The sequence below is a fragment of the Streptomyces amakusaensis genome (genome assembly GCF_039532665.1).
Taxonomy (GTDB): Bacteria; Actinomycetota; Actinomycetes; order Streptomycetales; family Streptomycetaceae; genus Streptomyces; species Streptomyces amakusaensis.
The window spans coordinates 49,951-73,114 of sequence record NZ_BAAASB010000014.1 but is presented as its reverse complement, the minus strand read 5'-3'; the positions used below and the strand labels follow the sequence as shown (position 1 = coordinate 73,114).

Genomic DNA, 23,164 nt, shown 5'->3' with positions numbered 1-23,164 from the left:
CGTCAGCGGCGGGCGGACTCGTCCCGCGCACCGGCATTCCTCTGTCCGGGGAGTTCTCGTACTGGTCATGGACACCATCGGTGTTCTCCTTCTCTGTCGCCGCGCGGACGCGCGGGACGGCCGGCCGCCCGGCGGGTACGGGCCGGGGCAGTGGACGGACAGCGGACCTCGGGTCTCTGGTGCTGCGGTATCCGGGACAACGAGCGGGCTCTCCTGATCGAACTGGTGTGTTTGAGCCGGGTCGGAATCCGCATGAAGGAGCGAAATCCGGAACCCGTGCGTGCCATTGCGACCGAGATTTTTACTTGGCGGAAGAGCGCAGTAGTTGGCGGATCATGCTTCCGTAACGCTGTGTTGTGGTCAGTTCCGAAGATCGGGCCCTGTCGCCGTGCGGGTGGTGATGCTGTGGGTGAGTGAGCGAGATAGCCAGGGCAAGGATCCGGTCGGAGTCGAGTCGCCTCGACGATCTTGTCGTTGCGTACAGCGGGGATGCCGTATTTCGGGATGAACTCGATCTCGCGGATGGCTGGATTTGTCGGTGGAGTTCGACGTGGCGGGTGGGTGCCGGGGAGGTCTGCTGGCCTGTCCGCGACGTGGCTCATGTTCCGGTGCTGTCATCCCGGCCGGTATGGGGCTTCACCTGGCGGGCGAAGCAGCGGCATCGTCCCGGCCTGGAGGTGATGGTGTCCACGGGCAGAGGGCACGGCTTCGAGTCGCTGGAGGAGATGCGGCTGCTGGTCGCGCTGGACTTCGTGGGGGCCTCGGAGGTGCTGTCGCAGCCGTTCCGGCTGGACTTCGGACACAAGGGCGGATCGGCTTGGCACATCTCGGACTACTTGGCCGTGATCGGTGGCGGGATGTGGCTGATCGACGTACGCCCGATGAAGCTGATCAAGGACGAGGACGCGCTGAAGTTCGCGGCGGCCAGGGAGATGGCGGCGGCTTGCGGCTGGCAGTACTCGGTGACCGCGGGCTGGCGCCCGCACGTCTGGAGCGTCCTTGACCACTTGTCGTCGCGTCGTCGGCCGGCGAGGGATCTGCTGGGCATGCGGGACCAGCTGCTGGCGATCATAGGTGGCCGGGAGGGGCGTGTGATGCCGTTTTCCGCGCTGGCGGACGCGACCAGCATGCCTTCCGTGGGTCGGGCCAACATCGTGCGGCTGCTCTGGCAGCGTGAGCTCGGCGTTGATCTGGGCAGTCCCTTGCGCGACAGCTCGCTGATCTGGGGGGTGTGATGGCGGCGAGGGGGTTTTTGCAGGTCGCGCCGGGCAGGCGGGTCTCGCTCAATGGCGTCGAGTGGACGGTTGAGGAGGTCCACGGCCAGCTCGGCCGGCTCGTGCTCGTGGATGGCGGTGGCCGCACGGAGACCCGCTCGTTCCGCTGGCTCATCAACCACGCCGACCTGCGGCTTGTTCCGGCGGCCGAAGGGCCGGGGCGGTCGGCGCCGGTCTCCCGGCAGCCGAGGACACTGGCCGACCTGACCGGGGATCAGGTGGAGCGGGCCCGGCTGCGGGCGGCGCATGTGCTGGAGGCCGAGACGGGGTTCCGGGAGGGGCATCCGGCTCGGGCCCTGCCCGGGGAGCCTCGTCCGGCTTACGACCCGGACCGCACGACGCTGACCCAGCGGCGGCACGCGAAGGCGGCGGAGATGAAGGCGATGCCCCGGCCGGAGGCGGTGCGGCTCGGTCTGCAGCACCTCAGTTTCCGGACGTTGGAGCGTCTGTCGGGACTCGCGGGTGACAGTCTCCTGCTGGCCTGCGCGGACGGACGGTGGACCCGGCGACGCAGTGGCCATCGCAGCGTCACCGAGGAGGTTCGTGAGGCCATTTTCGCGGTCAAGGCCGAGTGCGGGGAACGCGCCCGCCTGAGTCTGGCCGCCCGGCACCGGTTGATGCACCAGTACATTCGCGAGCGGTTTCCGGCGTTTCCGGCCGAGAAGATTCCTTCCCGTTGGACGTTCGCGGACGTCTGGAAGGAGTGGTTCGGGCCCGGAGGCGCCAGGCCACGCTACGGACGGACAGCTCAGGCCGCCGCGGAGGCCGGCGTTTCGGGCCGGATGGTGGTTCACCGCCCGGGCCAGGTCCTGGTGCTGGATTCGACCCCGATGCCGGTGAAGCTGCGCGAGACTGTGTTCGGTGACGCGGTCACCGCGACGCTGACCCTCGCGCTCGATCTCTACACGCATGGGCTGCCGGCCTTCCGGCTGACGCTGCAGTCCGACACCTCGGTCGACGTCGCGATGCTGCCGCTTCCGATGCGGGAGGGCTGGGGCGAGGACATGGAATGGCCTTACGCCGGGGTCCCGGCCGACGTGATTGCCGAGTTCACCGGGCATCGGGTCGCCGCTTTGCCGTTCTTCGCCCCGGAGACGGTCACCACCGACCACGGCGGCCCCTACAAGAACCACGACCTGGTGGAGGCCGAGCGGGAGATCGGCTGCCGGGTCCTGCCGGCCCGCGTCCTGCGGCAGACCGACAAATTCGCGGTCGAGCGCCAGTTCCTCACGATCCAGACCATGCTCTTCGAGCACCTGCTGGGCTTCACCGGCGGCGATGTCGCGGACCGCGGGGCCGACCCCGAGCGCGACGCGAGCCTGACGCTCGCGCAGGCCGAACACGCCATCGCGACCTGGATCGTCCGGATATGGCAGAACTGCAAACTGGGAGAATATGCCCCGAGCTGGGCGCCGGGTGAAGACCACAGTCCCAACACCCTGTTCGCCGCGGCGATGGAACAGGGCGGCTTCGACCTGGACTTTCCCGAGCCGAGTTTCTACTACAAGGTCCTGCGCAAGCATCACGTGAAGATCCATCCGCGGCGCGGGGTGAAGATCCTCGGACTCTGGTATCACCACCCGGTCCTCGACGAGCCGCGCTTCGGCCAGCCTTCCGCCCGCGGTGGCAGGCACGCGGGCCAGTGGGTGGTCCGCAGTGACCGCAGGGACCGCCGGCAGGTGTTCTTCCAGGACCCCGCCGACCACGACACGTGGCACGTCCTGTGCTGGCGAGGGCTGCCGCCCGAGGGCGAGATTCCCGCCTTCTCCGACAAGACCGCCGACGCTCTCCTGGGACACGTGAAGGCGAACAAGATCAGGATCCACTCCGAGAGCGAGCTCCTGGAGCATCTGCTGGAGATCCTCGGCTCGGTCACCCCCGTCGACCAATGGCCCAGCCAGGCCGAGAAGAAGACCGGGAAGAAGCGGCGCGTCGCCCAGGCCCGTGAGATCGCTCGCGCACAGACCGCGGCGGCCGACCGCCCCACCGCGCCCGACCCCGCGGACGAGCCGTCTGCGGCCCGGATGCCTGCCGCCTGGGCCGAGCACGCCCGCATGATCGACCGGGCGGTCGACACCGACCGCCGCCGACGACGGGAAGAAGCACTCGCCGGAACCCGGCCCCTGGCTCCGCCGACGCTGCACGAGGCCCTGAACCGGCGGCCTATGTTCCTGCCTCCGCCGCGCGACGACGCGGACGCCGAGACGACTGTCCGGGAGGACGACGCATGACCCGAACCCCCTCGCACGGTGATCCGCTGGAGGGCCTGCCCTCACGAGCCAGGATCGCTGAGTTGATCCTGGGCGGGCACCCGCCGCGCGACACCTACGTCGGCTGGCAGAGCTACCGATCCCGCCGCGGCCTGCTCCTTCCCGCTCCGGCGATCTCGCCGCAGCAGTGGAGGTCGACCCCGGAGAGCCGCCGCGCGGACTACGACCTCTTCCGCCACCTGACGAACGCGAACCTCCCGCTGCAGGACACACCCATGCACGACAAGGTCGGCAGGCTGATCCGGCGTCGGCTGCGCGGGAACACGATGAAACAGGACGACCCGACACGCGCCGGCGTCATGGTCAGCGGCTGGGGCAACTACGGCAAGACGGCATCCGTCTGCTCAACCGCAGCCGTCTTCGAGGACCACTGGCTGCAGATGCACAGCTATCTCATACCCGGCACTCTGCCGGGCACCCGAGACATCCACGCGCCGGTTGTCTACGTCTCGACTCCGGTGACGGCGACACCGAAGAGCCTTTGCGCCTCGATCCTGGGCTTCTTCCGTGCCGAGATACGCAAGTCGGCCACTCTCCCGGAACTGGTACGGCAAGTCGCCGACTCCCTGCACGACCACGGCGTCAAGGCGATGATCCTGGACGATGTCAGCCGGCTGCGCATGCACCGGGCCGACGACCAGGATGTCCTCGACCTGATCCGGGCCTTCATGAGTCTGGACGTCACCTTGATCCTGACCGCCGTCAACATCCCCGGGATCGGGCTGCTGCGTGAGTCCAAGTGGAACAAGAAGTCGAGACAGTGGGAGATGCCACCGCTGGAGTCCACCCGCATCCACGGCCTGGAGATCACGCAGACAGAGCACCGCTTCGAGCTGATCGAACTCGAACGCTTCCGCTACACCACGCCGAAGCAGATCCAAGCCTTCGTCAACCACCTGGACGGGATCGAGCAGCATCTGCGGCTGCTGAACGCGAAGAGGGGCATGCTCACCGATGGCACCATGCCGGAGTATCTGATACGCCGCACCGGCGGCGTCGTCGGACTGCTCGGACGGCTCATCGAGGACGGCGCCCAGGAAGCGATGGACAGCGGCAGAGAGGTCCTCGACGAGGAACTGCTCGACGAGATCGTCCTGCGCCGGGAAGACATGACCGACGCCCCGGACGAACCCATTCCCCCGGCCAGGCCGCCCTCCGCCCGCCGGACCTCCGGCGCGAAACGCCGGCCGCGCAACACCGTGTTCGACGATCACGGACCACGCACTGCCGAAGACAGGACGGGCTGAACCGATGTCTGCGGACCGAGCCCCGTTACCCCGGAGCCTTGAGCCCCTCCCCGACGAAAGCCTGCCCGGCTTCATTCTCCGCCTGGCTCATCGACTGGACCTGGCCCCGCAGCAATTGGCGCGGCGAGTCCGGCTGGTCACCCCTGAAGGCCCTCACGCCAAGGTCTCAGCGGCAAATCTGCTGATGATGCCGCCAGATCGCCTCGACGCCTTCGCCGAAGCGGTCCGCATGACGCCCGCCGAAGCCGACGCGCTGACGCTCAGCTCCTACGCCGACCGATACCCAGCCCTCGCACAGGCGCTGGCCCGCCCGGGAAGCATTCCTCGCCCCCGCAAGCTGGCCCAGCCCTGGCTGCTGATGAACCACTCACGCTATTGCCCGGCGTGTCTCGCAGGCGATGGCACGCCAGTTCAGAACCGCTATGGCGGGCCCTGGAAACGACAGTGGCGGCTGGCTGTCGTCTTCGCCTGCCTCGATCACTGGACCTTTCTCCGCACCGAGTGCCCGCGCTGCCGCCTGCCCGCGCTGAGCGGCAGATCAGGGAGCCCCCTGGCCTTGGTGCCCGCCGCCGGCATGCTGAGGCTTCACCCCGCCCAGTGCCGCAACTCTCCTCGCGGTTCCGGCAAGCGTGAAGTCTGCGGCCACCGGCTTGACGGCGCCGAGCCGTCCGCCGCGGCCCTCACCACGGAACTGGCAGACCTGCAGGTCACCCTGCTGGATCTCCTGGACAGTGACGAGCCCGCAGAGCTTGCTTCCCAACGGTTCGCCGATCTTCAGGTTGCCATCTCCTTGATCCAGGCGGGCTGGCCCGTCGCAGCCGATCTCGCCCCCGCCGGAACCCGGGCAATCCTGGAAGCACATCTCGCACCTCCGCAGCAGAATGGCCACGGCCCCCGAGCGGAGGCCAAAACGGCCAGCTCTTCCTCCGCGGGCACGTGGAGCACACCGCCGGGCGACAGCATCGCGACCGCCGGTCTTCTCTTCGCGGCCTACCACCTGCTCGCCCAGGATTCCTCTGAACCACGCAGCGCTCTGCCCCAACTGCTGCGGCGCCTCCCCACCCGCGAGGACCTCCGCTGGGGCAGGACCTGGCCCATGCTCGCTCACGAGGCTTCTCCCTCGTTCCGGCGCCGGGTCGACCAGGTCTACCGGCACCGGCTCTCCGCCGAATGGATCCGGCAGGGGGCACCGACCCTGCGGGCCTCCAAGGCGAACACCACCCAGAAAGTCTTCGCCCCCACCAGCATCCTTACGGAGTTCGGGATCGCTCCTGAGCACATCCCGCAGTCCCTTCCCAGCTCCTGGTTGCTGGCCGCCGCCCAGGAGGACTGCGAACAGGCCCTCACCAGCCGCCGACGACTCCGGCGCGTTCTCCCAGTCCACCTGGTCCAAGCGATCAGCCACATGAACTTCCTGGAAGCGGCAGCGTTCCTCGGCATCCCCACGTCATGGACCACAAAGGGCCGGCTGCGGATCAAGCCACTGACCCCCTACCAAGACCTCAAAGACCGCGACCTGGAAGCCACATTGAAGCGGCTCGCAGAACACGTCCTCGGCCAGGAGAAGATCGACTACCGGGCCCGCCGCAGGCAGTTCTCCCGCTGGTCCATCGACGACAGGACGTGGAACGAGCTCTGCCTGCACCACCGCCAAGGCAGAGGCCCGAAGCCAACACCACACACCCGAGAGTGCGCATCCGCCTTCGTCTGGAGCCGCCTCACTGGAAGTGAGTTCGCCCTCGCACCAGTCTTCCAGCCACCCATGCGGCCCCACGACCGAACACAGACCCAGGACCTGCCGCACCTGCCCCTTCTCCGACGCTGGGAATCGCAAGAACAACCCGTCCCCTCCGCCAGCCTCTGCAGGGCCCTCGAAGACCACGCCAGACACCTGGTCGCCTCCATCGGTCACGCAACGTGATCAAGTCGGCCGCCGACCCGCCACCCATCGCCCCCAAGATCCGCCAACAAGTTCCCTCTGCACGCTGGCTACCTGCACCGACGGGAGTCGCACCCGCCAACTAGGCTCCTCGGTCGCAGCCATCGACCCGTGCCCGGCACGGGACGGGTCCGCGGCTGCTGTGGCCGAATCGCCGTTCCGCGATACCGCTGGGGCTCTTGAGCCTTGCGCGCCGGTCAGAACGGCCCCGGCGCGTCCCGGCGGCGGGGAGCGGCTGGTTCTGCGGATTGGGTACCGCCGGGGCCGCCCTGTGGGCCCGGCTGAGAGCAGGCTCGGCGGACGGGCTCGGTAGCCGGAGCGTCTTGATGCGCGATCGACGGCCGGTACCCGCCTGCGGCGTTGCAGCCGCGCCACCAGCCGGCGGCGGCATGGTCCGCCGGCCGTCGGTCTCAGGTACCGCCGACACACCGGCGGTGCCTGTCCATGAGGGATATGTGGGTGAGCTGTCGCAGGGCTGCTGTCTCCTCCGGCGGGACTGCCCTGCGACGCGGGCGGTCTGCAGGGCCTCTTCGGCCCAGACGGTCGCGTCGTCGTACGCGCCGGCCGTGGCGAGACCGGCTGCCCCGGCCAGCAGCATCCTGCACACGGTCCGGGTGCTGCCGCTCCGGCGGGCAGCGGCGAGCGCGATGCCGTGCACATCGGTTCCCGGGCCGTCGGGCTGTCGCTCCGTCAGGAAGGGCCGCCAGGCGTCGGCGACACGGCAGATCAGGCGGTCCCACCCGCAGTCCTCCCACGCCTCCATCAGCGGCGGCAGGAGAACCAGCCTTTCCCGGGCCCAGCCCAGGCCGCAGGGTCGTCCCGGAACTCCGCGGGAAGCCACCACGCGGCCCCGTGGCCGGCCGGGCCGGGCCCGGTCTGCCGACGCGGGCCGGTGGCTCTGCCGGTCAGCAGGGCCCAGTGGGCCAGACGACGCAGGGGAGGGACGACGTCCTCGCCGGTGCACAACCGGCCGGCATGGTCGTGGGCGATGCCACCGGCCCGGTACCGCGCCGCCCGGCCGCCGGCTTCCTGGAGGGCTTCTTCGATCAGTCCCTGCTCGGCGAGGACTTCCAGGGTCCACGTCGCGGTGCCCGCGCTCAGGCCGCAGGCAGCGGCGGTGAGGTCGGAATCGGTCCACGGGCAGGGCAGGACACCGAGGATTCGGTAGACATGCCGCGTCTCGGGGTCGAGTGCGCGATAGAGCGTGTCGAGGGCGGCGGCACCGCTTCGGGTGGGTGTCACAGGTCTTCCTCCAAGACGGGTGATGGTCCGGGGCCGGGATCTGCCCTTGGGAAGGAGGGCAGGCGGCGGGTTGCCGTGTGGCCTGTCTGGCGGTGCTGAGGAGTTGGGCCCGGCTCGCCCGGGAACCCCGGTGCTCGTGTCGTCCGGCGGCAGCGGGCGGAGGCGTTGCGACTTGATGGCACCGGATGCCGGCGGGGCGGCGGGAGCGTGGGCTGTGGCCGTTGCCGGATGCGGGCCTGCCGTGCAGGGGTGCGGCCCGCACCGCGGCCTCCGGCTTAGACGAGCCGTGGCTCCCCATCGAAGTAGCGGTGTGCTGCCGAAGGATCCCCGGTCAGAAGCGCGCGGATGTCCCCGGCGGAGACGAGCGGGTGTGCGTACTGGGGAGCGTCCGTCAGACCGAGCCCGGGCCGGAAGAGCTTGTACCCCTGCCCCTGTGGATCCCTGTAGCAGGAGATCCGCACTCCCGCCGAATGGAGCCGGACAGTGAGCTTCCATTCCAGCTCTTCCGATGCCGTCACACGGCACCCCGATTCCCTCAAAGCCGGAATGATCTGGTGAAACGAGTGGTCCGACAAAGGATTCCCGGTCACGTCCACTTGCAGCAGATGCGGAATTCCCAGCAGGGAGCGGAGATCCTTCACGCAATTCCTCGGAAAAGAGACGCTGAGCAGCGGCAGGGACTCGATTCCCGAGAGGTCGGAGAATCCGCTGTCCTCCAATGTCAGCGTACGCAGCCCTTCGAGCATCGAGAACTGTTCCACCGACACCGGGTCGCAGCCGGTGATGATGAGCCGCTGAAGGGAGGGGAAAAGCCCCATGCAGGAAATCTTTTCAGCGTTTCTGATATTCAAGCTGGTGACGGATTCGCGTTCTTGCCGCGTCGCCGGGAGGCTGTGGCCGACAGCCCGGAGGATCGCCCGGTCTACCGCTGGGTCGATCTGCATACTCTCGGAACTCCTTCACTGTGATCCTTCTGCGGTCTCCGGAGCAAGAGAGGCACTCCGTTGTGCGAGAAACCGGGATCTAGCGGGGAAACAACGGGCCGGGATGGGTGGCGGCCCGGTCGGCGGCCGGTCCGGCGTCGAACAGGCCGCCCTGGCGGTGGTGGCGTTGGGGGGTGAGCCGGCGGTCAACCGGCCGTGCGTCAGGGGCTACCCCGGGCAGTGCTGCGCCGGTGCCGCGTTGCGGGCCGTTCGCCGAATACCCGGCGGGCGCGGCCGGTGTTGAGCCGGATGACGCTCGCTCGGCGGCATCGGAGTCCTCCTCTCGTGTGGACGGTCGTTCAGCGGGTGCGGGGTGAGGTCGAGGAGGCCAGCGGCGGCGCTGGCGAGGCGGGCGGTGTGCCATACCCGCAGATCGCACCGGGCCGGCGGGTGGTGGTGTGGGGGCTGGGTGCGGGTGTCAGGTCAGGTAGTCCTCGCGGCCGCCGGTGCGGATGGTGTCGAGGGTGAGGCAGCGCAAGTCCCCGAACCTGTGGTGCCGGTGGCGGACCGGAAGGACCGTGAGCCCTCGTTGTTTCTCCAGCAGGGTGATCAGTTCGCGGTGGTGTGCGGCGGCGATGACCGTGTGTTCGTTGACCGACAGCACGGGAAAGGGCCCTGTCATGGACGGCGGCGGGTGGAGCACGTCCCAGGACCGCATGGCCTGCGGCAGGCAGGGGAGATACCGCAGGGAGCGCAGCAGCATCAGCCCGGGGCGCAGCGGCAGTACGACGCTGTCGAGGGGGCTGTCCGTGGTGATGGGGTGGAACCGCAGGCCGCTGGTGTTGCGTTGGAGCCAGCGCAGGGTGCGGGCGTGGTGGTGGCCGGTCGCGGTCGCCAGGATGTCGTGGCCCAGGCGTATGAACTGGGAGCCATTGACGGGGAGCGGCATGCTCAGCCATGGCGAGCCGGCCGCGTAATAGTCGTAGACGAGGTCTGTCAGGTACGGGTCGCCCTCGTCGTCCCGGGCGCGCACGTGGGGCGAGCTTTCCACGATGGTGGTCCCGAGAACGAGCATCGCGTCGCGGATGCTGACGGGCGGGGTCGCGCGGGGGTTCCAGTACGAGGAGAGGGGACCTGTCTCCTGGCGCGGGGCCGCCGGCCGCACGACGGTCACCCCGCAGTCGCTCAGGGCATGGCCCAGAGCGCGCAGGTCCTCGCCCAGTTCGTCGGCCGTCCGCCGGTCGGCCGGCAGACGGGCCCTGCCCGTCCCCGTTGCGGCGGTGGGGACCGGATAGTGCCGGGTGTGCCCGACCACGACCTCGCGGAGCTGGGTCCACTCGTCGAAGGCGGATACGGGAAGACGGAGCGAGCTCATGGTGGTGTGGTGTCTCCTCGATGGTGATGGGGAGCGACGGGCCGGTGACCGGGCCCGGAAGCGGACATGAGGCCCCCACAGCGGCAGTACGGCAAGTTGCCGCCGAGCGTGTGTCGGCCGCATCAGCTGCGCCCGGGGTTGTGGGGGCGTTCATCGTCGGCCCGGTGCGCCTGGGAGCTGGTGTCCGGGCCGGGGCTGCGGGGATTCATCAGGGCAGGTGGCTGTCGGGGCCGGGGATCACCGGGAGGGCGATAGTGTGCAGGGCCGAGCCCGCCCACGAGGTGGACTCCCCGTGCAGTAGGTGAGGAAGGCCCGGTCATGCCGGAGCGGACCGCCCGCCGGGGTTCTGGTGATCGTGCTGGTGGAGGCGGTCATCGGCCGGTCCGCTCCGGTCCGTCGGCGCGGTCCGGGACGGGGTGGCCGCCGCTCGCGCTGTGGGGTGTTCCTGCTGCACTGTCCGGGCCTGGGTGAGCAGGGTCTGGGTCCGGGCGGGCCACGGGGAGGTGTCGTCCTCGGGGAACTCGTCCCGGGCGCGCTTCAGGTCGCCGGCCGCGGCGGCCGGGTCGCCCGCGAGGAGATGAGCGTGGCCGCGGATCGCGAGCGCCCGTATCAGGTGGTGATCGGGCCCGCTCTCGTCGCGCAGGGTGGTGCGGGCGCAGGTCAGCAGGTCGATCGCCTGCTGCGGCCGGTCGTTCATCACGCACTGGGCCAGCGTGATCTGGGCGAGCGCCTCCCCGCGCCGGTAGCCGCACGACTCCCACCGTGCCATGGCCTGGGCGACGAGCGCCGTGGCGTCCTCGGGCCGCTGTTCGGCCAGACAGCCCAGGGCGAGCCCGTGAAGGGCCTGCCCTTCGTCGCGCACATCCCTCTCGGCCCGCGCGCCTTCCACCGCCGCCGTGTTCCATTCGGCGGCCTCCCCATGCTGCCCGGCGTCCAGCAGACCGATCGCGCCGGACAGCAGCATCCGCCGCTCACCCGCACGGTCGCCGTCCGCGCGGGCGGCGACCAGCCCAACCCGGTGCACGCCTACCCACAGCGAATGCGGGCGCCGCCGCTGGAACAGCGGCCACCAGCCGTCAACAGTGCGCCAGATGAGATCGGACCGGCCCCGCTCCCCCAGCGCCGTCAACAACGGAAGCAGGTTGTTGGTCCCCTGGTGCTCCAGCCACTCCAGCATCGCGGCGTGGTCGGTCGGGCGGAACGGGAACTCCAGCCCGGCTCCGCCCGGATGCGCACCGGGCGGCGGCAGGGTGGGCTGCTCCTGGTGGGGGGCGAGTTCGCGCTGGACGGCGCGGGCGCAGACAAGGATCCATACGGCCAGCCGGTCCAGAGCCACGACCTCCTCCCCGTGGGACAGGACCGCAGCATGGGCCAGGGCCGCCTCGCCGAACCGGTACAGCGGTAACCGGTCCTCATCGCCCGCGAGATGCCCGACGCGTTCGACCAGCTGCTCCTCGTCGAGTATCTGGAGAGTCCAGTCGGCCTCGGCCCAGGGGAGGGCGCACGCCGCGGCGGCGAGATCCGCGTCGAGCACCGGAACGGGCAGCGTCCCGAGGATCCGGTACACCCGTCGCGGCGTCGGTTCCAGCTCCGCGTAGGCAGCGGCGAGCGCATCGCCCGCGCGGGCACCGGTCGTGACGGTGCTGTGGTCCATCGCGTTGTTCTCCTCGGTGGTTCGTGAACAGGGGGTGCAGCCGGTCAGGCCGCGGTGGCGGCGCGCGTCTGGGGCAGGGTGAAGGTCACCGTGATGGGCCGGTGGTCGGACAGCCGGTCCAGCTCGTCGTCGACGAGGGTCCGGTAGTCCAGAACCCGGATCCGGCCGGTGGCGTACGCCTGGTCCAGGCGCATGGGGACCTTTTCGTTGTCGTACCAGTGGCCGGTGGTGGGCGCCCGGACAGGGCCGGGCACCTCGTCCTGGGCGTCCCGCCACCCTGAGGCGATCAGCAGGTCGACGGCCCGGCGGTCGTAGCCGCCGAAGCGACCGCCGGGAAGGATCTCCCGGTAGCGGTGATGCAGATTGCGGGGGATCGCGTCCCAGTCCTCCGGTTCGGTGTCACCAGGGGCGGGGACGTTCATGTCCCCGACGAGCAGTGCGTCCGACGGCCACGGTCCGAACGCGGACCCGTAGTCGGACAGGTGGTGCGCCTCCTCCAGCCGCCGTTCGCCGGAGCTGTGGGCGAGGTGCGTCCCCAGCACCAGAAACCTCCGCCCGTCCGCGGTGGTGCACACCGCCCGCATCAGACCGTGGTGGAACGCGCCGACCGCACCCGGCGGCCCTGCCACCGCGTGCACGCGCGTCGGCCGGTGGAACAACGCGCTCTGGTTGTGACCGTCGCCGATGTAGGAGGGGACGGGCCTCAGGTACTCCATGCCCGTGGCCTCGGCCAGTTCCCTGAAGCGCCTCTCCCCGTGGAGGTGCCACCCGGTCGCTTCCGTGACCCACAGCAAGTCCGGCTCCCAGGAGGTGATCCGGTCGATCTGCGCCAGGCGCCGCTGCTCACCGTCCTCGTCGATTCCGCCGAGCAGCAGGTTCCAGGCGTAGAGGGTGATCGGGCTGCCGGTTTCGTTCATGTTCCGCCTCCGCCGTGCTCGTCGTAGTCGTATCCGGCCGGGGGAAGCGGCGGCAGGCCCGGCGCTGCGTCGGCCGGCGCCCATTCCGCTCCGAGGTTGTGCTGCTCCTGTGCGCCGGGCACGGTGCACAGGACATGACGGGGCGTACCCGCCGGGGTGTCGAGGTGGTGGGTGACGACCGCGGCGTACCCGGTCTGCTCCCACACCGCGCGGGCGGCGGCCTGGGCCACGGTCTCCCGTTCGGTGCGCACGGTCAGCGGCGGGCGAAGTCCCTGCGGGCCCGGAACCAGCAGCACGTCGTGCATGTGCCGGACGACGGCGACCACCGTCTCCTTCGCCGGCCGGCCGCGCGGGGCATCCGGGGTGGCGGGGCACCGGCAGCCCGCCACCGCCAGCCCGATGCCGGCACGCTCACAGGCCGCGGCAGTGTGCTCCTGCGCGGCGGCCCGCAGCGCGGCGACGGCGTCCGGGCCCCGGACCGTGGCGTCGAGAAGGTCGTTCATCGCGGCGCGCGTCGTGCTCCCGGGGGCGCGGTAGACGGGGTCGTACCCCTCGGTCACGTACAGGGTCCGACCGCCGGTCAGGGTGATGCGGGAGCCCAGTGCGCCCAGGGCGCTCGCCAGATGGGTCAGTTCCCGGCTGAGGAAAGGTGCGATGCGGACATCGAGGGCGGTGGCCTCGGCGCGGTCGGCGAGCGCGGTGAGCCGCATCGCGGCCAGCGCGGGGCAGCCGAGCCGCTGGTCGAGCAGCCGGTCCTGGAGGACCAGCGTCGTCAGCGCGTCCGGCCAGGGCCGGGGTTCGGGCCGCCCGGCGGACGGGGGAACCGGAGGGTCCCACGCCCACTGCGCGGGCCACAACGGTCCCAGGGCGACCGCGACGATCTCCGCGGCGATGGCCTCCACCCCAAGAAGCCGCTCCCGTGCCCCCGGGCGGCCGTCGGTGAACGACGGCTCGCTGTACTCCGCGAGGTCCGCCACGACGGCGAGCCGGGCCTTGTCGCCGATCCCGACCGCGCGGGCGACGGCGAGCGCCGCGGCGACGGAGAGCGGGGCGTGCCCGGCTTCCATGCGCTCCAGCCGCCCGCCCCTCAGCCCGCCCCCGACCCTACGGGCGACGTCGCCCGCGGAGAGCCGCCGGGCCAGACGCCGCTGGCGCAGCGACGCGCCGAGGACCAGGGTGCCCGGGTGGCGGTGCGGCATGCCGTCGCCCAGCGTCAGGACAACCGGGGCACGACTCCCGGCGGTCTCCGGGCCCGGCTGCGTGCCGGTGGGGTGCGCGGTCACCGGACCATCACCTCGGCATCGGGGTGCGCGTACGCGCTCGGAAACGACGGCTCCAGCGGAAGACCGGCCGCCGCCCGGCGCGCGTTGAGCAGCTCCGGCACCGGTGTCAGGTGGCGCGCGTGGTCGGGGGCGGGATAGGTCATGAAGAGCTGAGGCTGCCCCGTGGCCACACACACCTGGTCGTAGAGCCGCGCCCACTGCGCGCGGTCGGCCTGGCCGTGGCCGGCGGCGACGGCCATCGCGGTGAGCAGGAAGCATTGTTCCCTGGTCGAGGGGGCGTGGAGGGCCAGGAGCCAGGCCGCGCGGGATCCGGTACGGCCGACCAGATGGTCGCCGGGCCAGCCGTGGCGGTCCACAACGCCCAGGAGCCAGGCGGTGTTGACGCGGTCGGTCTCCCGCAGAGCGGCCCGCTGCGTCGCGGACATCTCGTCCGTCAGCAGGGCGGTCCACCCCGGCTGGGCGCTCGTCGCCCGCTGGACCAGGTCCCGCGCGAGGTCGGGGTGGGTGGGGGTGGCCAGATCGGTGTCCGGATCATGTAGGTCCGGCCGGCCCAGTATTCCGAGGGCGTGCCCGCAGGTCACCAGATGCGCCGGCGTCCGGGCGCCGGTCCGGCCGAGCAGGGAGTCGATGGTCTCGGCCACGGCGGCCTCGCCGCGGCCGAGTGCCTTCGCGATCCGGCTCACGTCCGGGTGGACGGTGAGCGCCTGCCAGATCCGCAGGTCCAGCGGACTCCACCCGCCAGTGTCCAGACGCCGGGTCGGTCTCGGCACAATTCCGCGCTCGTACGCGATGTGCACCGCCTCCGCCGGGCTCTGGGCACCCAGGGCCCACACCGCTTCCTCCACGAGGTTCGTCACCTGAGCCGGGGTCCAGTCGTGCGCGCGGGCCATGTCCTCATGGGCGACGCCCCAGCCGGTCATGGCCAGGACGGCGGCCTGATCCGGCGCGAGAACAGGCTCGGCGAGAGCAGCACCTGGTTCGGACCCCACAGTCGCTCCGGTCGCTGCTCCGGTGGGTGGGGTCGGTGCGGCACCGGGGGGTGTCGTGCGGGTCCCGGTCATGCGACCACCGCCGGCCGGAGCGACCGCTGGACTGCGGACGGGAGGTGGGCGCGCTGGCCGGGGACGAACGCCCCCGTGCCCCGAGCGAGCGCGACGGCACTGTCGACCAGCGCCCAGTGCGAAAAGCCCTGCGGGAAGTTCCCGACCTGCCGCCGCCGTTGGGGGCCCCATTCCTCGGCGAGGAGCCCGACGTCGTTGCGTAGCGCGAGGAGCTTCTCGAACAGTTCGCGGGCTTCGTCCGGCCGGCCGGTGAGAGCCAGCGCGTCGGCCATCCAGAACGAGCAGGCGAGGAAGGCGCCCTCCTCGCCCGCCAGACCGTCGACACCCGCACCGGGCCCGGCGGTGGGGTAGCGCAGGACGAAACCGTCGGGCGTGGACAGCTCCCGCCGGACGGCCTCCACGGTGCCGGTCACGCGCGGGTCGCCGGGCGGGAGGAACCCCACGACAGGGATGAGGAGGAGGGCGGCGTCGAGCTCGGCGGAACCGTAGGACTGCGTGAACGTCCCCCGTACGGAGTCGAAGCCCCGTTCGCACACCTCGCGGTGGATCTCGTCCCGCAGCCCCCGCCACCGCTCGGCCGGGCCAGTGGCGTCGCCGGACTCGATCAGCCGGATCACCCGGTCGAAGGCGACCCAGGCCATGACCTTCGAGTGGACGAAGTGACGGCGCGGACCACGGACCTCCCAGATCCCCTCGTCCGGCTCACGCCACCGCCGCTCCAGCAGCTCGACAAGCCGGACCTGGAGCGCGGCCGCGCGCGGGCAGGGCTCCAGACCGTGGCGGCGAGCGGTATCGAGCGCGTCGATCACCTCGCCGAAGACATCAAGCTGGAGTTGTGCGGCGGCGCCGTTGCCGACGCGGACGGGGCGGGAGTTCTCGTAGCCGGGCAGATGCGCCAGCTCCCGCTCGGCCAGGTCCCGTTCGCCCGCGATGCCGTACATGATCTGGAGCCTGTCCAGGTCGCCCCCGACGGTGCGCACCAGCCAGGCGCGCCACGCCCGTGCCTCGTCCAGGTATCCGTTCCGGGCGAGGGTGGTGACGGCGAGAGCGCTGTCGCGCAGCCAGCAGTAGCGGTAGTCCCAGTTGCGGGTGCCGCCGATCTCCTCCGGCAGAGAGGTGGTCGGGGCGGCGACCATCGCGCCGGTGGGGGCGTAGGTGAGGGCCTTGAGGGTGATCAGGGACCGGACCACCGCGTCCCGGTCCGGACCCGTGTACGTACAGCGAGCCGTCCAGTCCTTCCAGTAGGCGGCGGTGGCGGTGAGGTCGGCGCGGGGGTCGGGCAGCGGCGGGATGCCCGCGTGGGAGGGGTGCCAGGCGAGGGTGAAGGCGACCCGGTCCCCGGCGGCGACCGTGAACTCCGAGACGAGGGTGGAGTTCTCGTCGGTGGTGGGGGGTTCTGCGTCCAGCCACAGCGCGTCGGGGCCGGCGAGGGCCGCGAACCGGTCGCCCTCGGCGCGGATCCAGGGCACGACCGTGCCGTAGCCGGGGCGCGGGCGCAGTACGGAGCGGACGGGCACCCGGCCGTGGACACCCTCGACGATCCGGACCAGTCGCGGGGCGTCGCCGCGGACACCGACCGTGGAGGGCATGAAGTCGGTCACCCGGACCGTGCCGTCCGGGGTGTCCCATTCCGTCTCCAGGATCAGGGAGTTGCCCCGGTAGCGGCGCCGTACGGCCTGGGGCGGGTCCGTGTCACCGGCATCGGGGGCCGGCGCGGGGGTGATGGTCCAGTGGCCGTGCTCGGGCCCGCCGAGGAGGCGGGTGAACATGGCAGCCGAGTCGAAGCGGGGCAGGCACAGCCAGTCAGCGGTGCCGTTCCGGTCGACCAGGGCGGCGGTCTGGAGGTCGCCGATCAGGGCGTGGTCCTCGATGCGAGACATGCGCGGGTTCTTCCTTGACGGTGGTGACGACGGAAACGGTGTCTGAAGGGGCGGGCCGGGGCGGGTGGTTCAGTCGCGGGTGGCGGGGAACTGCATTCGGACGGTCAGGGTCCGGCCGGGACCGAGTTCGTAGTGCTGGCGCAGGGCCCCGGGGATCCGGATGGTGCGGGGCACGGACAGGGGGCGGGCGAAGTGCCCGGCGACATCGGTGTGGATCACGCCTGCCCGGGTGGCGAGGGTCACGGCGACCGGGGCCTCTGGGGAGGGCGGGTGGGTGATCGCCTGGCCGACCGCTTCTTCCACTGCCTCCACCAGCGCGGTGCCCTGCCGGGACGGAGTACCCCAGGTGAGGAAGCCGCGGGTGACCTCCGGGGCGGGCTCCAGCTGGGCCGGGGCGGCGGGAAAGGTGACATGGCACAGCGGACCGGCCGTCCTCGGCGGTTCGTGCCGCGGTGTTCTCGGCCGGCGGGGACGGGGCGACCGGGTCTCCTCCACCACGACCGCACTCGCCTTCAGCAGCCGCAGTACCGGCTGGAGCTGGGCGTCCGGGGCCAGTTCGCCGGCCGAGGCGACGAGCAGCCGGCCGCAGCCGAGCAGGGGCCTCAGCCGCTCCCAGCCGGACCGCCGGTCGAGAGGGAGACCGGTGCCGGTGTCGGCGACCGCTCCGAGGACCCGGTACCGGCGCCGTGCGGCCTCCTGGACCAGATCGGTCGGCGTGTGCAGACCGTCGCCGTTGCTGGCGCAGGCGTAGACGGCTACTGCGGGCCTGCGCGCGCTCACGACGGCTTCCCCGGTACTTCGGAGCCGTCTGTCTGGACGGTGGCGCCGGGGTACGCGACGGTGACGGCTTCGAGGAACCCGTCCATGGTCGCGGGGAGGGTGCTCTGGTGGTCCATGAGCAGGCTCAGCAGCGGCAGGGGGTGGTCGCCGCACGGAACGGTGACCTGGCGGCTGCCCGGGATTGCGCCATCTGAGGAGGCGGGCCCGGGGAGGGTGAGGCTGTGGATTCCTGTGCCAGTGTTGCAGGTGAGGCGGATGCGGGCGGGGCCGGTGCCGAACTCCATTGTCAGGCCCCTGGCGCGGGCGGTCCCGGACTCGGTCCACCCGGCGGTGGTGAGGACGGCGCGGACGGCGACGGAGAGGGGGTCCGGCCGGGGTGCCGTACGCGGGGCCGGTGTCCGTCGGTGTCCGGCGGGGGTTCGTGTGCCGGGGCTCTGGAGCGGGGTGGGCGGTGGGCCTTTGACGAGGCGTTCGGCGAGGGTGCGGGCCTGCTGCGGGAGGGCCTCGCCGAGGGTGATCTCGTGTCCCCGGGAGTCCTGGCAGGTGCTGCATGCCGGGTCCGCGGTCACCTGGATGCCCGGCGCGGCCTTGCTCAGCCGGTAGCGCAGCAGGCCGGCGAGCTGGTCGAGATGCCGCGGGTTGTTCTGGCGGAAGTGCGCGGTGGGGGTGCCCAGCAGGCGCAGCACGAACAGTGTCTGGGGGACGGTGAGGTTGCCGATCGCGACGCGGCCGCCGTCGGCCCGGGGGAGGACGGAGCGCATGGGGCAGCGGTGGAGTTCGCCGAGCCGGAGCAGGACGGTGCGCAGCTCGTGCGCGGCGCGGTGGGCGTCGGGCATCTCCCGCCACACCAGGGCCGTCAGCGCCCTGACGTCTTCGGTGGTGGGCAGGGAGATCCTGGCCTGGCGGAACACGTCCTCCGGGACGGTGACGCGGGCGGTGATCCGCCGCTCGCGCAGGGCCGATTCGAGGGCGCGGGCCTGATCCGCGGTGAACTGCCGCGCCGGATCTACGGGGATACCGGCGAGGACATACGGGGTCGAGGTGGCGAACGCCACCGTGTACACGGCGCCGTCCTGCCGGCCCAGTTCGACGGGGTTGAGCAGGCGCACGGTCAGTGCCTGGCGGAGCGCGAAAAGCGCGGTGACGCCGGTTACTTCGTGTGCGGCGGTCGGCTGGGGCATCGCAGGATCCAGAGGTCGGGGCCGGTGCCGGGTGGGTCGGGCGGCGTGCAGGGCGGGCGGGGTGTGGCAGGGCGGTGTCGGCCCGTGGGGGACGCCGCTGTTCATGCCGGGACCGGTGCCGGGGCGGGGACGCCGTCGGGCCACGGGCTGCCGTGGGCCGTGAGGTGGGTGAGGAGCCGGGACAGCGGCATCCGCACCAGCTCGCCGGTGCCCCTGCGGCCGGGGGCACCGGTGCGGACCAGTACCGGATCGGGCAGGGGTGGCTGGTCGAGATCGACGAGCCAGTACCCCCCGGCGTGGTCGTGGCCGACGGTCATCCACGCGCCCCCGCCCGGGACTTCCTGCGGGGCACGGTTGCGGCACGGCAGCTCGATGACGTCCTCGCCGTCGTACAGGTCCCCGGCGACGGTGCGCAGGGTGTGGCCGTCGGGCCAGGTGACGGCCATGAGAGCCCGGACGGGCAGGGGGACCGGACGGCGCCCGGACGGCGTGATGACGGTCTGGTGCTTGCGGGCGTAGATGTCCGGGATGATGCCGCCGAGGCGGGCGAGGTGCGCCCGGATGCCGGGGTGAAGGACAACGGTTCGTGTCATGAGAGGGGTCCGTTTCAATGTCCGCCGCGGCCGGCGGCAGTGGGGTGGAGAGGAGGGGAGGGGAGGCGTCGCAGGCTCCGCCCAGTACCGTCCGCGTCGTTGGCGTGAACGAGCGCCAGTTGGGCGGTCACCGTGAACCCCCGCGCCGCTTCGCACGGGTGGGTGCGGTGGTGAGGCGGTCGGTCAGGGCGCGGATGTGGTCGAGCGGGGCGGGCCCGATGCGGATCTCGTCCGGGCAGGCGTGCCGGGCGCACCCGGGTGTGGCGGTGACGGCGACGCCGGGCATCACCCGCCGCACCCGGCTCTGGACCAGCCGCCGCAGCTCGTCCAGCCGGCGCCAGTCCGTGTAGCGGAACGCAGGGCCGCCGAGCGTGCGCTGGAGGGCGATGGCCTGGGGGACGGTCAGGGGACCGATCTCGACCTGCCCGTCGCACACGCGGGGCAGCGGCACGGACCTGAACAGGAACGGACGGCGGCGGATCGAGCAGAGCGCGGCCCGGAGCTCGACCGCGGTCTGATGCTCCTGCGGCATCTGCGACCACACCAGGCCCGCGAGCCGTGTCATCGCCTCCGAGCGTGTCAGCGTGAAACGGGGGCCCCGCACGAACGGCCCGCCAATGTCGACCCGTACCTCTATGCCCCGCTGTCGCAGCGCCTCTTCGAGCGTGCCGGCCCGGGGCTCGGCGAAGTCGTCCAGAGGGATGCCGGCAAGGGTGCCGCTCGCCCGGGTCAGGGTGATGACGAGCGTCTCGTCACTCTGACTGGCGTCGTGGTGATGGCGTGGCATCGGGCTCCACTGCCGGACGTTCAGCGCGTCGAGGAGGGCTCGGCAAGGGGTCTCGTGGTCGGCCGGATCCGGCCCGGGTGCGGGCGTGGTCATCGGGATGCTCCTCATGGGGGACGGACGTGCGGAGCGATCCGCGGTGGGACGGCGGCGCGGCTCCGGCCGGGTGCCGCCGGTCCGACGGACGGTGGGGGTGGCGGGCGGCATCAGATCAGCCCTTTCCGCAGGGCCATGCCGACGGCGTGCGTACGGTTCCGGAGCTGATACCGCCCTGTTACGCCGTGGAGCGTGTACTTGACCGTGCGCACGGAGAAGTTCTGGCGTTCGGCTATTTCGGTGATTTCGTGCCCGTGCGACAGGTCCCGCAGGACCTCCTGCTCCCGATGGCTCAGTTTCATCAGGGCGAACACCGTCAGGGCTTCCGACTGGCGGTGGCTCTGGTACAGACGTCCGATCTGGCCCAGCAGGGCCCCCTGTAGATCCGCAGGCAGATAGCCCAGCCCCGCCCCGACCGTCTTCACGGCATCCACCAGTTGGTGGTGCGAGGTGATCTGTCCGCGCCGCAGAATCCCGAGAACGCCACACTCGGCCGCTTCCGCGATCTGGTGGGCCTCAAGATGCGTCACCACCAGCATCAGATGAGCTGACGTGGTACGCCGGATCGTGCGCAGCGCATCCAGCCTGGCGTCGTCCAGTGCGTCGACGACCAGCACGATCACAGCAGCCGGGCCGTCCGATTTGTTCTGGATCCGGATCTTGGGGCTGGAGCGCAGCAGGCTGGTCATCCCGGTCTGCGACACCAGGTCGTCGGCGCGGATCTCCACCGTGATGAGGTTCTCCGTCCCTGTCGGCTGACGGCGCTGCGGTGGTCCGGTGTCGGGCGGGCTGGATTCGGTGGTCGGGTCGGCCGGTTGGGGCATGAACACGGTCCTGACGGTCGGCGTCGGGGGTGTGGTGCCGGGGGCGGGCCGGGTACGGGTGGCCGGATCCCGCTGGCGGTCGTTCGGCGCCCCGAGGAGGGCAGGGGAAACCGAGCGTTCGGCGGGATGGCTCATCGCGCCGGCTCCGGGGCTGGTCGGGTGATCAGGACGTTCAGGGTGTGCCCGAGGGCGACGAGCTGGGCGTTGGTACGGGCCCCGGCCCGTACGCGGAGCCGACCGGTCAGGGACGGGAGATCGCGCGGGTCGAGCCCGGCGGCCCGGGCGATGGCCGGGGTCTCGGAGCGGGTCGCGAGCGCATGCCGCAGGAGCACCTCGCTCCCGCTGAACACCGGCCGGTTCCCGCCACGTGCGGGCGACGCGGGGGCGGTGAGGTCCCCGGCGGTGATCGCGGCGTGCACCAGCGCGGGCCGGGCACGGACCCCGTACCGGGCGGCGGCCTTGGTGAGGAGCACCTTCACGTCGCCGACCGGGATCCGCAGGTAGTTCGCCGCCTCGGTCGTCGTCATACCCGCCGCCAGGGTCATCAGCAGCTCCCCGGCAGTGGCACGGGTATAGACGGGGCGGGCGGCGGAGAGGCCGGTTCGGCTGCGGGGCATCGGGGTTCCTGCCGGTGCGAGGGCTGCGGGCGAACAGCCGGATCGGAAGAGGACAGTGAAGGGACGTGGAGGAGAAGCACGGCGGCGAGGTGCGCCCGGTGCAGGGCGGCGGCCCGGCGTTGAAGGGTGCGTACCGCGTCCGTGGTCTCGTCGGCGGTGTGGCCAAGTCGGCGGGCGATCTGGAAGTCGGGCAGCCCGCCGGTCACGAGCTCGGCCAGCAGCCGGTCCGTGCCGTCCAGGACCAGCGGGCCCGCAGCATCGGAGGGCGAGGGGACGTGCTCCGTGGTGATCAGCCCCCGGGCGACCGCGCGGGTCACGGGGCGGACGAGCCACCGCGGCACCGGAAATGGACCCGCCAGGGGCAGTTCCGGGCACAGACCGAGGGCTGTCCGGAGCAGCGTGTCCCGCACGTCCCAGTAGCCCGTTCCCAGGGCGCGGGCCGCCTCCCACAGACTCCCCCCGGCAGCCGTGTGCCGGAGCACCGCCAGCCCCAGGTCTCCGCCGGACGGCAGGAACAGGGCCGGGACCGCCCGCCCGCTCGCCGGTATTGGGGGTGCGGGCCCGGGTGGGCGGGCGGGAAGGGGAGGGCGGGGTCCCGCCGGGCCGGGCAGCATGCGCTGTTCGCCCCTGGTCCAGGCCGAGGTAGCGCCGTACGGGTCTGGTGACAGGGTCCGCCAGGTACCCGGCAAGGTCGGTGTGGGCGATCCAGGCTGCCCCGGCGATCTTGCGCGGGTCGGCGGTGTACGCGGCACGGCTGCCCGACGCGAGCGCGCACCCCACATGGACGGGACGCTCCGGGGTCCCGGGCCCGGTACGGTCACCGAGCACCCGGACGGCGACCGCGTCGACCCCGGTCACCTCCCGTACTCCGCGCACCGCCGCCTCCGCCAACTGCTCCCCGTCCCCGACGGGCACGGTGGGGAACTGCCACACCTGCTTACCCCTGGGCAGGCGGCGCAGGACGAGCAGCACCCGGTCCTGATGGCTGATGACCGCAGCGGCGTCGCACGGCGTCCGCGGCAGCGGAGCCGTGCGGGGCAGTGCTGTGTTCGTTGGCGCGGTGGGCATAGCGGCGGTTCGTCTCCGATGGCTGAGGGCGGCGGGCATCCGGTGTGGTCAGAGCTGGGTTTCGGGACCGGCCAGGTAGAGCCCGCCGCCGGCGGCCTGGATGCGGTCCAGCTGCTGGTTGCAGAGGGCGGTGTGGGCGCTGACGGTGACCTGGCT

18 protein-coding genes and 1 pseudogene are annotated in these 23,164 nt (G+C 71.6%); 4 read left to right on the top strand and 15 right to left on the bottom strand.

Going from position 1 to position 23,164, the window contains the following annotated elements; genetic code table 11:
• Positions 1-413: 413 nt before the first annotated feature.
• From ABD371_RS24370 to ABD371_RS24355, 4 genes are read left to right on the top strand one after another with little or no spacing between them, the layout of a single operon-like run.
• Positions 414-1,235: a hypothetical protein gene (locus ABD371_RS24370; RefSeq protein ID WP_344480188.1), complete on the top strand. Its 822-nt coding sequence runs from the start codon at positions 414-416 to the stop codon at positions 1,233-1,235.
• Positions 1,235-3,505 carry a transposase gene (locus ABD371_RS24365; protein ID WP_381734450.1) on the top strand — a complete coding sequence of 757 codons (2,271 nt, stop codon included), beginning with the start codon at positions 1,235-1,237 and terminating at the stop codon, positions 3,503-3,505. Before ABD371_RS24370 ends, ABD371_RS24365 begins: the two co-directional genes overlap by 1 nt.
• Positions 3,502-4,791, top strand: coding sequence for a TniB family NTP-binding protein (locus ABD371_RS24360; protein WP_344480183.1), 1,290 nt, complete (start codon positions 3,502-3,504; stop codon positions 4,789-4,791). Before ABD371_RS24365 ends, ABD371_RS24360 begins: the two co-directional genes overlap by 4 nt.
• A 4-nt stretch (positions 4,792-4,795) precedes the next feature.
• On the top strand, positions 4,796-6,712 hold the full coding sequence (locus ABD371_RS24355) for a TniQ family protein (protein ID WP_344480180.1): 1,917 nt from the start codon (positions 4,796-4,798) through the stop codon (positions 6,710-6,712).
• 780 nt (positions 6,713-7,492) lie between these two features.
• Here the strand turns inward: ABD371_RS24355 and ABD371_RS24350 are convergent.
• The 15 genes and pseudogenes from ABD371_RS24350 to ABD371_RS35880 all read right to left on the bottom strand — a co-directional run.
• Positions 7,493-7,972, bottom strand: a complete 480-nt coding sequence (locus tag ABD371_RS24350) for a hypothetical protein (RefSeq protein ID WP_344480178.1) — start codon at positions 7,970-7,972, stop codon at positions 7,493-7,495.
• Between the two features lie 275 nt (positions 7,973-8,247).
• Positions 8,248-8,916 (bottom strand): leucine-rich repeat domain-containing protein, encoded by a 669-nt coding sequence (locus tag ABD371_RS24345; protein ID WP_344480175.1) that lies wholly within the window; start codon positions 8,914-8,916, stop codon positions 8,248-8,250.
• A gap of 457 nt (positions 8,917-9,373) precedes the next feature.
• Entirely contained in the window at positions 9,374-10,270 is an 897-nt protein-coding gene (locus tag ABD371_RS24340) for an inosamine-phosphate amidinotransferase 1 (protein WP_344480172.1), read from the bottom strand.
• A 316-nt stretch (positions 10,271-10,586) separates the two neighbouring features.
• Positions 10,587-11,924 (bottom strand): hypothetical protein, encoded by a 1,338-nt coding sequence (locus ABD371_RS24335; RefSeq protein WP_344480169.1) that lies wholly within the window; start codon positions 11,922-11,924, stop codon positions 10,587-10,589.
• Between the two features lie 44 nt (positions 11,925-11,968).
• Positions 11,969-12,841: an exonuclease/endonuclease/phosphatase family protein gene (locus ABD371_RS24330; protein WP_344480166.1), complete on the bottom strand. Its 873-nt coding sequence runs from the start codon at positions 12,839-12,841 to the stop codon at positions 11,969-11,971.
• Positions 12,838-14,124, bottom strand: coding sequence for a hypothetical protein (locus ABD371_RS24325; protein WP_344480163.1), 1,287 nt, complete (start codon positions 14,122-14,124; stop codon positions 12,838-12,840). The genes ABD371_RS24330 and ABD371_RS24325 overlap by 4 nt, the downstream gene beginning before the upstream one ends.
• Positions 14,121-15,113 (bottom strand): DUF6624 domain-containing protein, encoded by a 993-nt coding sequence (locus ABD371_RS24320; protein WP_344480161.1) that lies wholly within the window; start codon positions 15,111-15,113, stop codon positions 14,121-14,123. The genes ABD371_RS24325 and ABD371_RS24320 overlap by 4 nt, the downstream gene beginning before the upstream one ends.
• A 68-nt stretch (positions 15,114-15,181) precedes the next feature.
• On the bottom strand, positions 15,182-17,065 hold the full coding sequence (locus ABD371_RS24315) for a glycoside hydrolase family 15 protein (protein WP_344480159.1): 1,884 nt from the start codon (positions 17,063-17,065) through the stop codon (positions 15,182-15,184).
• A gap of 69 nt (positions 17,066-17,134) precedes the next feature.
• Positions 17,135-17,845, bottom strand: coding sequence for a hypothetical protein (locus tag ABD371_RS24310; RefSeq protein ID WP_344480156.1), 711 nt, complete (start codon positions 17,843-17,845; stop codon positions 17,135-17,137).
• On the bottom strand, positions 17,842-19,026 hold the full coding sequence (locus tag ABD371_RS24305) for a PIN domain-containing protein (protein ID WP_344480153.1): 1,185 nt from the start codon (positions 19,024-19,026) through the stop codon (positions 17,842-17,844). Before ABD371_RS24305 ends, ABD371_RS24310 begins: the two co-directional genes overlap by 4 nt.
• A 101-nt stretch (positions 19,027-19,127) precedes the next feature.
• Positions 19,128-19,619, bottom strand: a complete 492-nt coding sequence (locus tag ABD371_RS24300; protein ID WP_344480150.1) for a hypothetical protein — start codon at positions 19,617-19,619, stop codon at positions 19,128-19,130.
• Positions 19,620-19,746: 127 nt separating this feature from the next.
• Positions 19,747-20,499 carry a hypothetical protein gene (locus ABD371_RS24295; RefSeq protein WP_344480147.1) on the bottom strand — a complete coding sequence of 251 codons (753 nt, stop codon included), beginning with the start codon at positions 20,497-20,499 and terminating at the stop codon, positions 19,747-19,749.
• A 110-nt stretch (positions 20,500-20,609) separates the two neighbouring features.
• Complete coding sequence (locus tag ABD371_RS24290) at positions 20,610-21,323, bottom strand: helix-turn-helix transcriptional regulator (RefSeq protein WP_344480515.1); 714 nt, start codon at positions 21,321-21,323, stop codon at positions 20,610-20,612.
• Positions 21,324-21,454: 131 nt separating this feature from the next.
• Positions 21,455-21,940, bottom strand: coding sequence for a hypothetical protein (locus tag ABD371_RS24285; RefSeq protein ID WP_344480145.1), 486 nt, complete (start codon positions 21,938-21,940; stop codon positions 21,455-21,457).
• A 696-nt stretch (positions 21,941-22,636) separates the two neighbouring features.
• Positions 22,637-23,008, bottom strand: a pseudogene (locus ABD371_RS35880) (NUDIX domain-containing protein); the annotation flags it as partial.
• Between the last annotated feature and the right edge of the window lie 156 nt (positions 23,009-23,164).

Bases quoted from the DNA above. Each gene is read 5' to 3' on its own strand.
- ABD371_RS24285 (WP_344480145.1), bottom strand. From the start codon at position 21,940: ATGCCCCGCAGCCGAACCGGCCTCTCCGCCGCCCGCCCCGTCTATACC.
- ABD371_RS24295 (WP_344480147.1), bottom strand. From the start codon at position 20,499: ATGACCACGCCCGCACCCGGGCCGGATCCGGCCGACCACGAGACCCCT.
- ABD371_RS24305 (WP_344480153.1), bottom strand. From the start codon at position 19,026: ATGCCCCAGCCGACCGCCGCACACGAAGTAACCGGCGTCACCGCGCTT.
- ABD371_RS24340 (WP_344480172.1), bottom strand. From the start codon at position 10,270: ATGAGCTCGCTCCGTCTTCCCGTATCCGCCTTCGACGAGTGGACCCAG.
- ABD371_RS24290 (WP_344480515.1), bottom strand. From the start codon at position 21,323: ATGCCCCAACCGGCCGACCCGACCACCGAATCCAGCCCGCCCGACACC.
- ABD371_RS24330 (WP_344480166.1), bottom strand. From the start codon at position 12,841: ATGAACGAAACCGGCAGCCCGATCACCCTCTACGCCTGGAACCTGCTG.
- ABD371_RS24335 (WP_344480169.1), bottom strand. From the start codon at position 11,924: ATGGACCACAGCACCGTCACGACCGGTGCCCGCGCGGGCGATGCGCTC.
- ABD371_RS24360 (WP_344480183.1), top strand. From the start codon at position 3,502: ATGACCCGAACCCCCTCGCACGGTGATCCGCTGGAGGGCCTGCCCTCA.
- ABD371_RS24365 (WP_381734450.1), top strand. From the start codon at position 1,235: ATGGCGGCGAGGGGGTTTTTGCAGGTCGCGCCGGGCAGGCGGGTCTCG.
- ABD371_RS24315 (WP_344480159.1), bottom strand. From the start codon at position 17,065: ATGTCTCGCATCGAGGACCACGCCCTGATCGGCGACCTCCAGACCGCC.
- ABD371_RS24355 (WP_344480180.1), top strand. From the start codon at position 4,796: ATGTCTGCGGACCGAGCCCCGTTACCCCGGAGCCTTGAGCCCCTCCCC.
- ABD371_RS24345 (WP_344480175.1), bottom strand. From the start codon at position 8,916: ATGCAGATCGACCCAGCGGTAGACCGGGCGATCCTCCGGGCTGTCGGC.
- ABD371_RS24300 (WP_344480150.1), bottom strand. From the start codon at position 19,619: ATGACACGAACCGTTGTCCTTCACCCCGGCATCCGGGCGCACCTCGCC.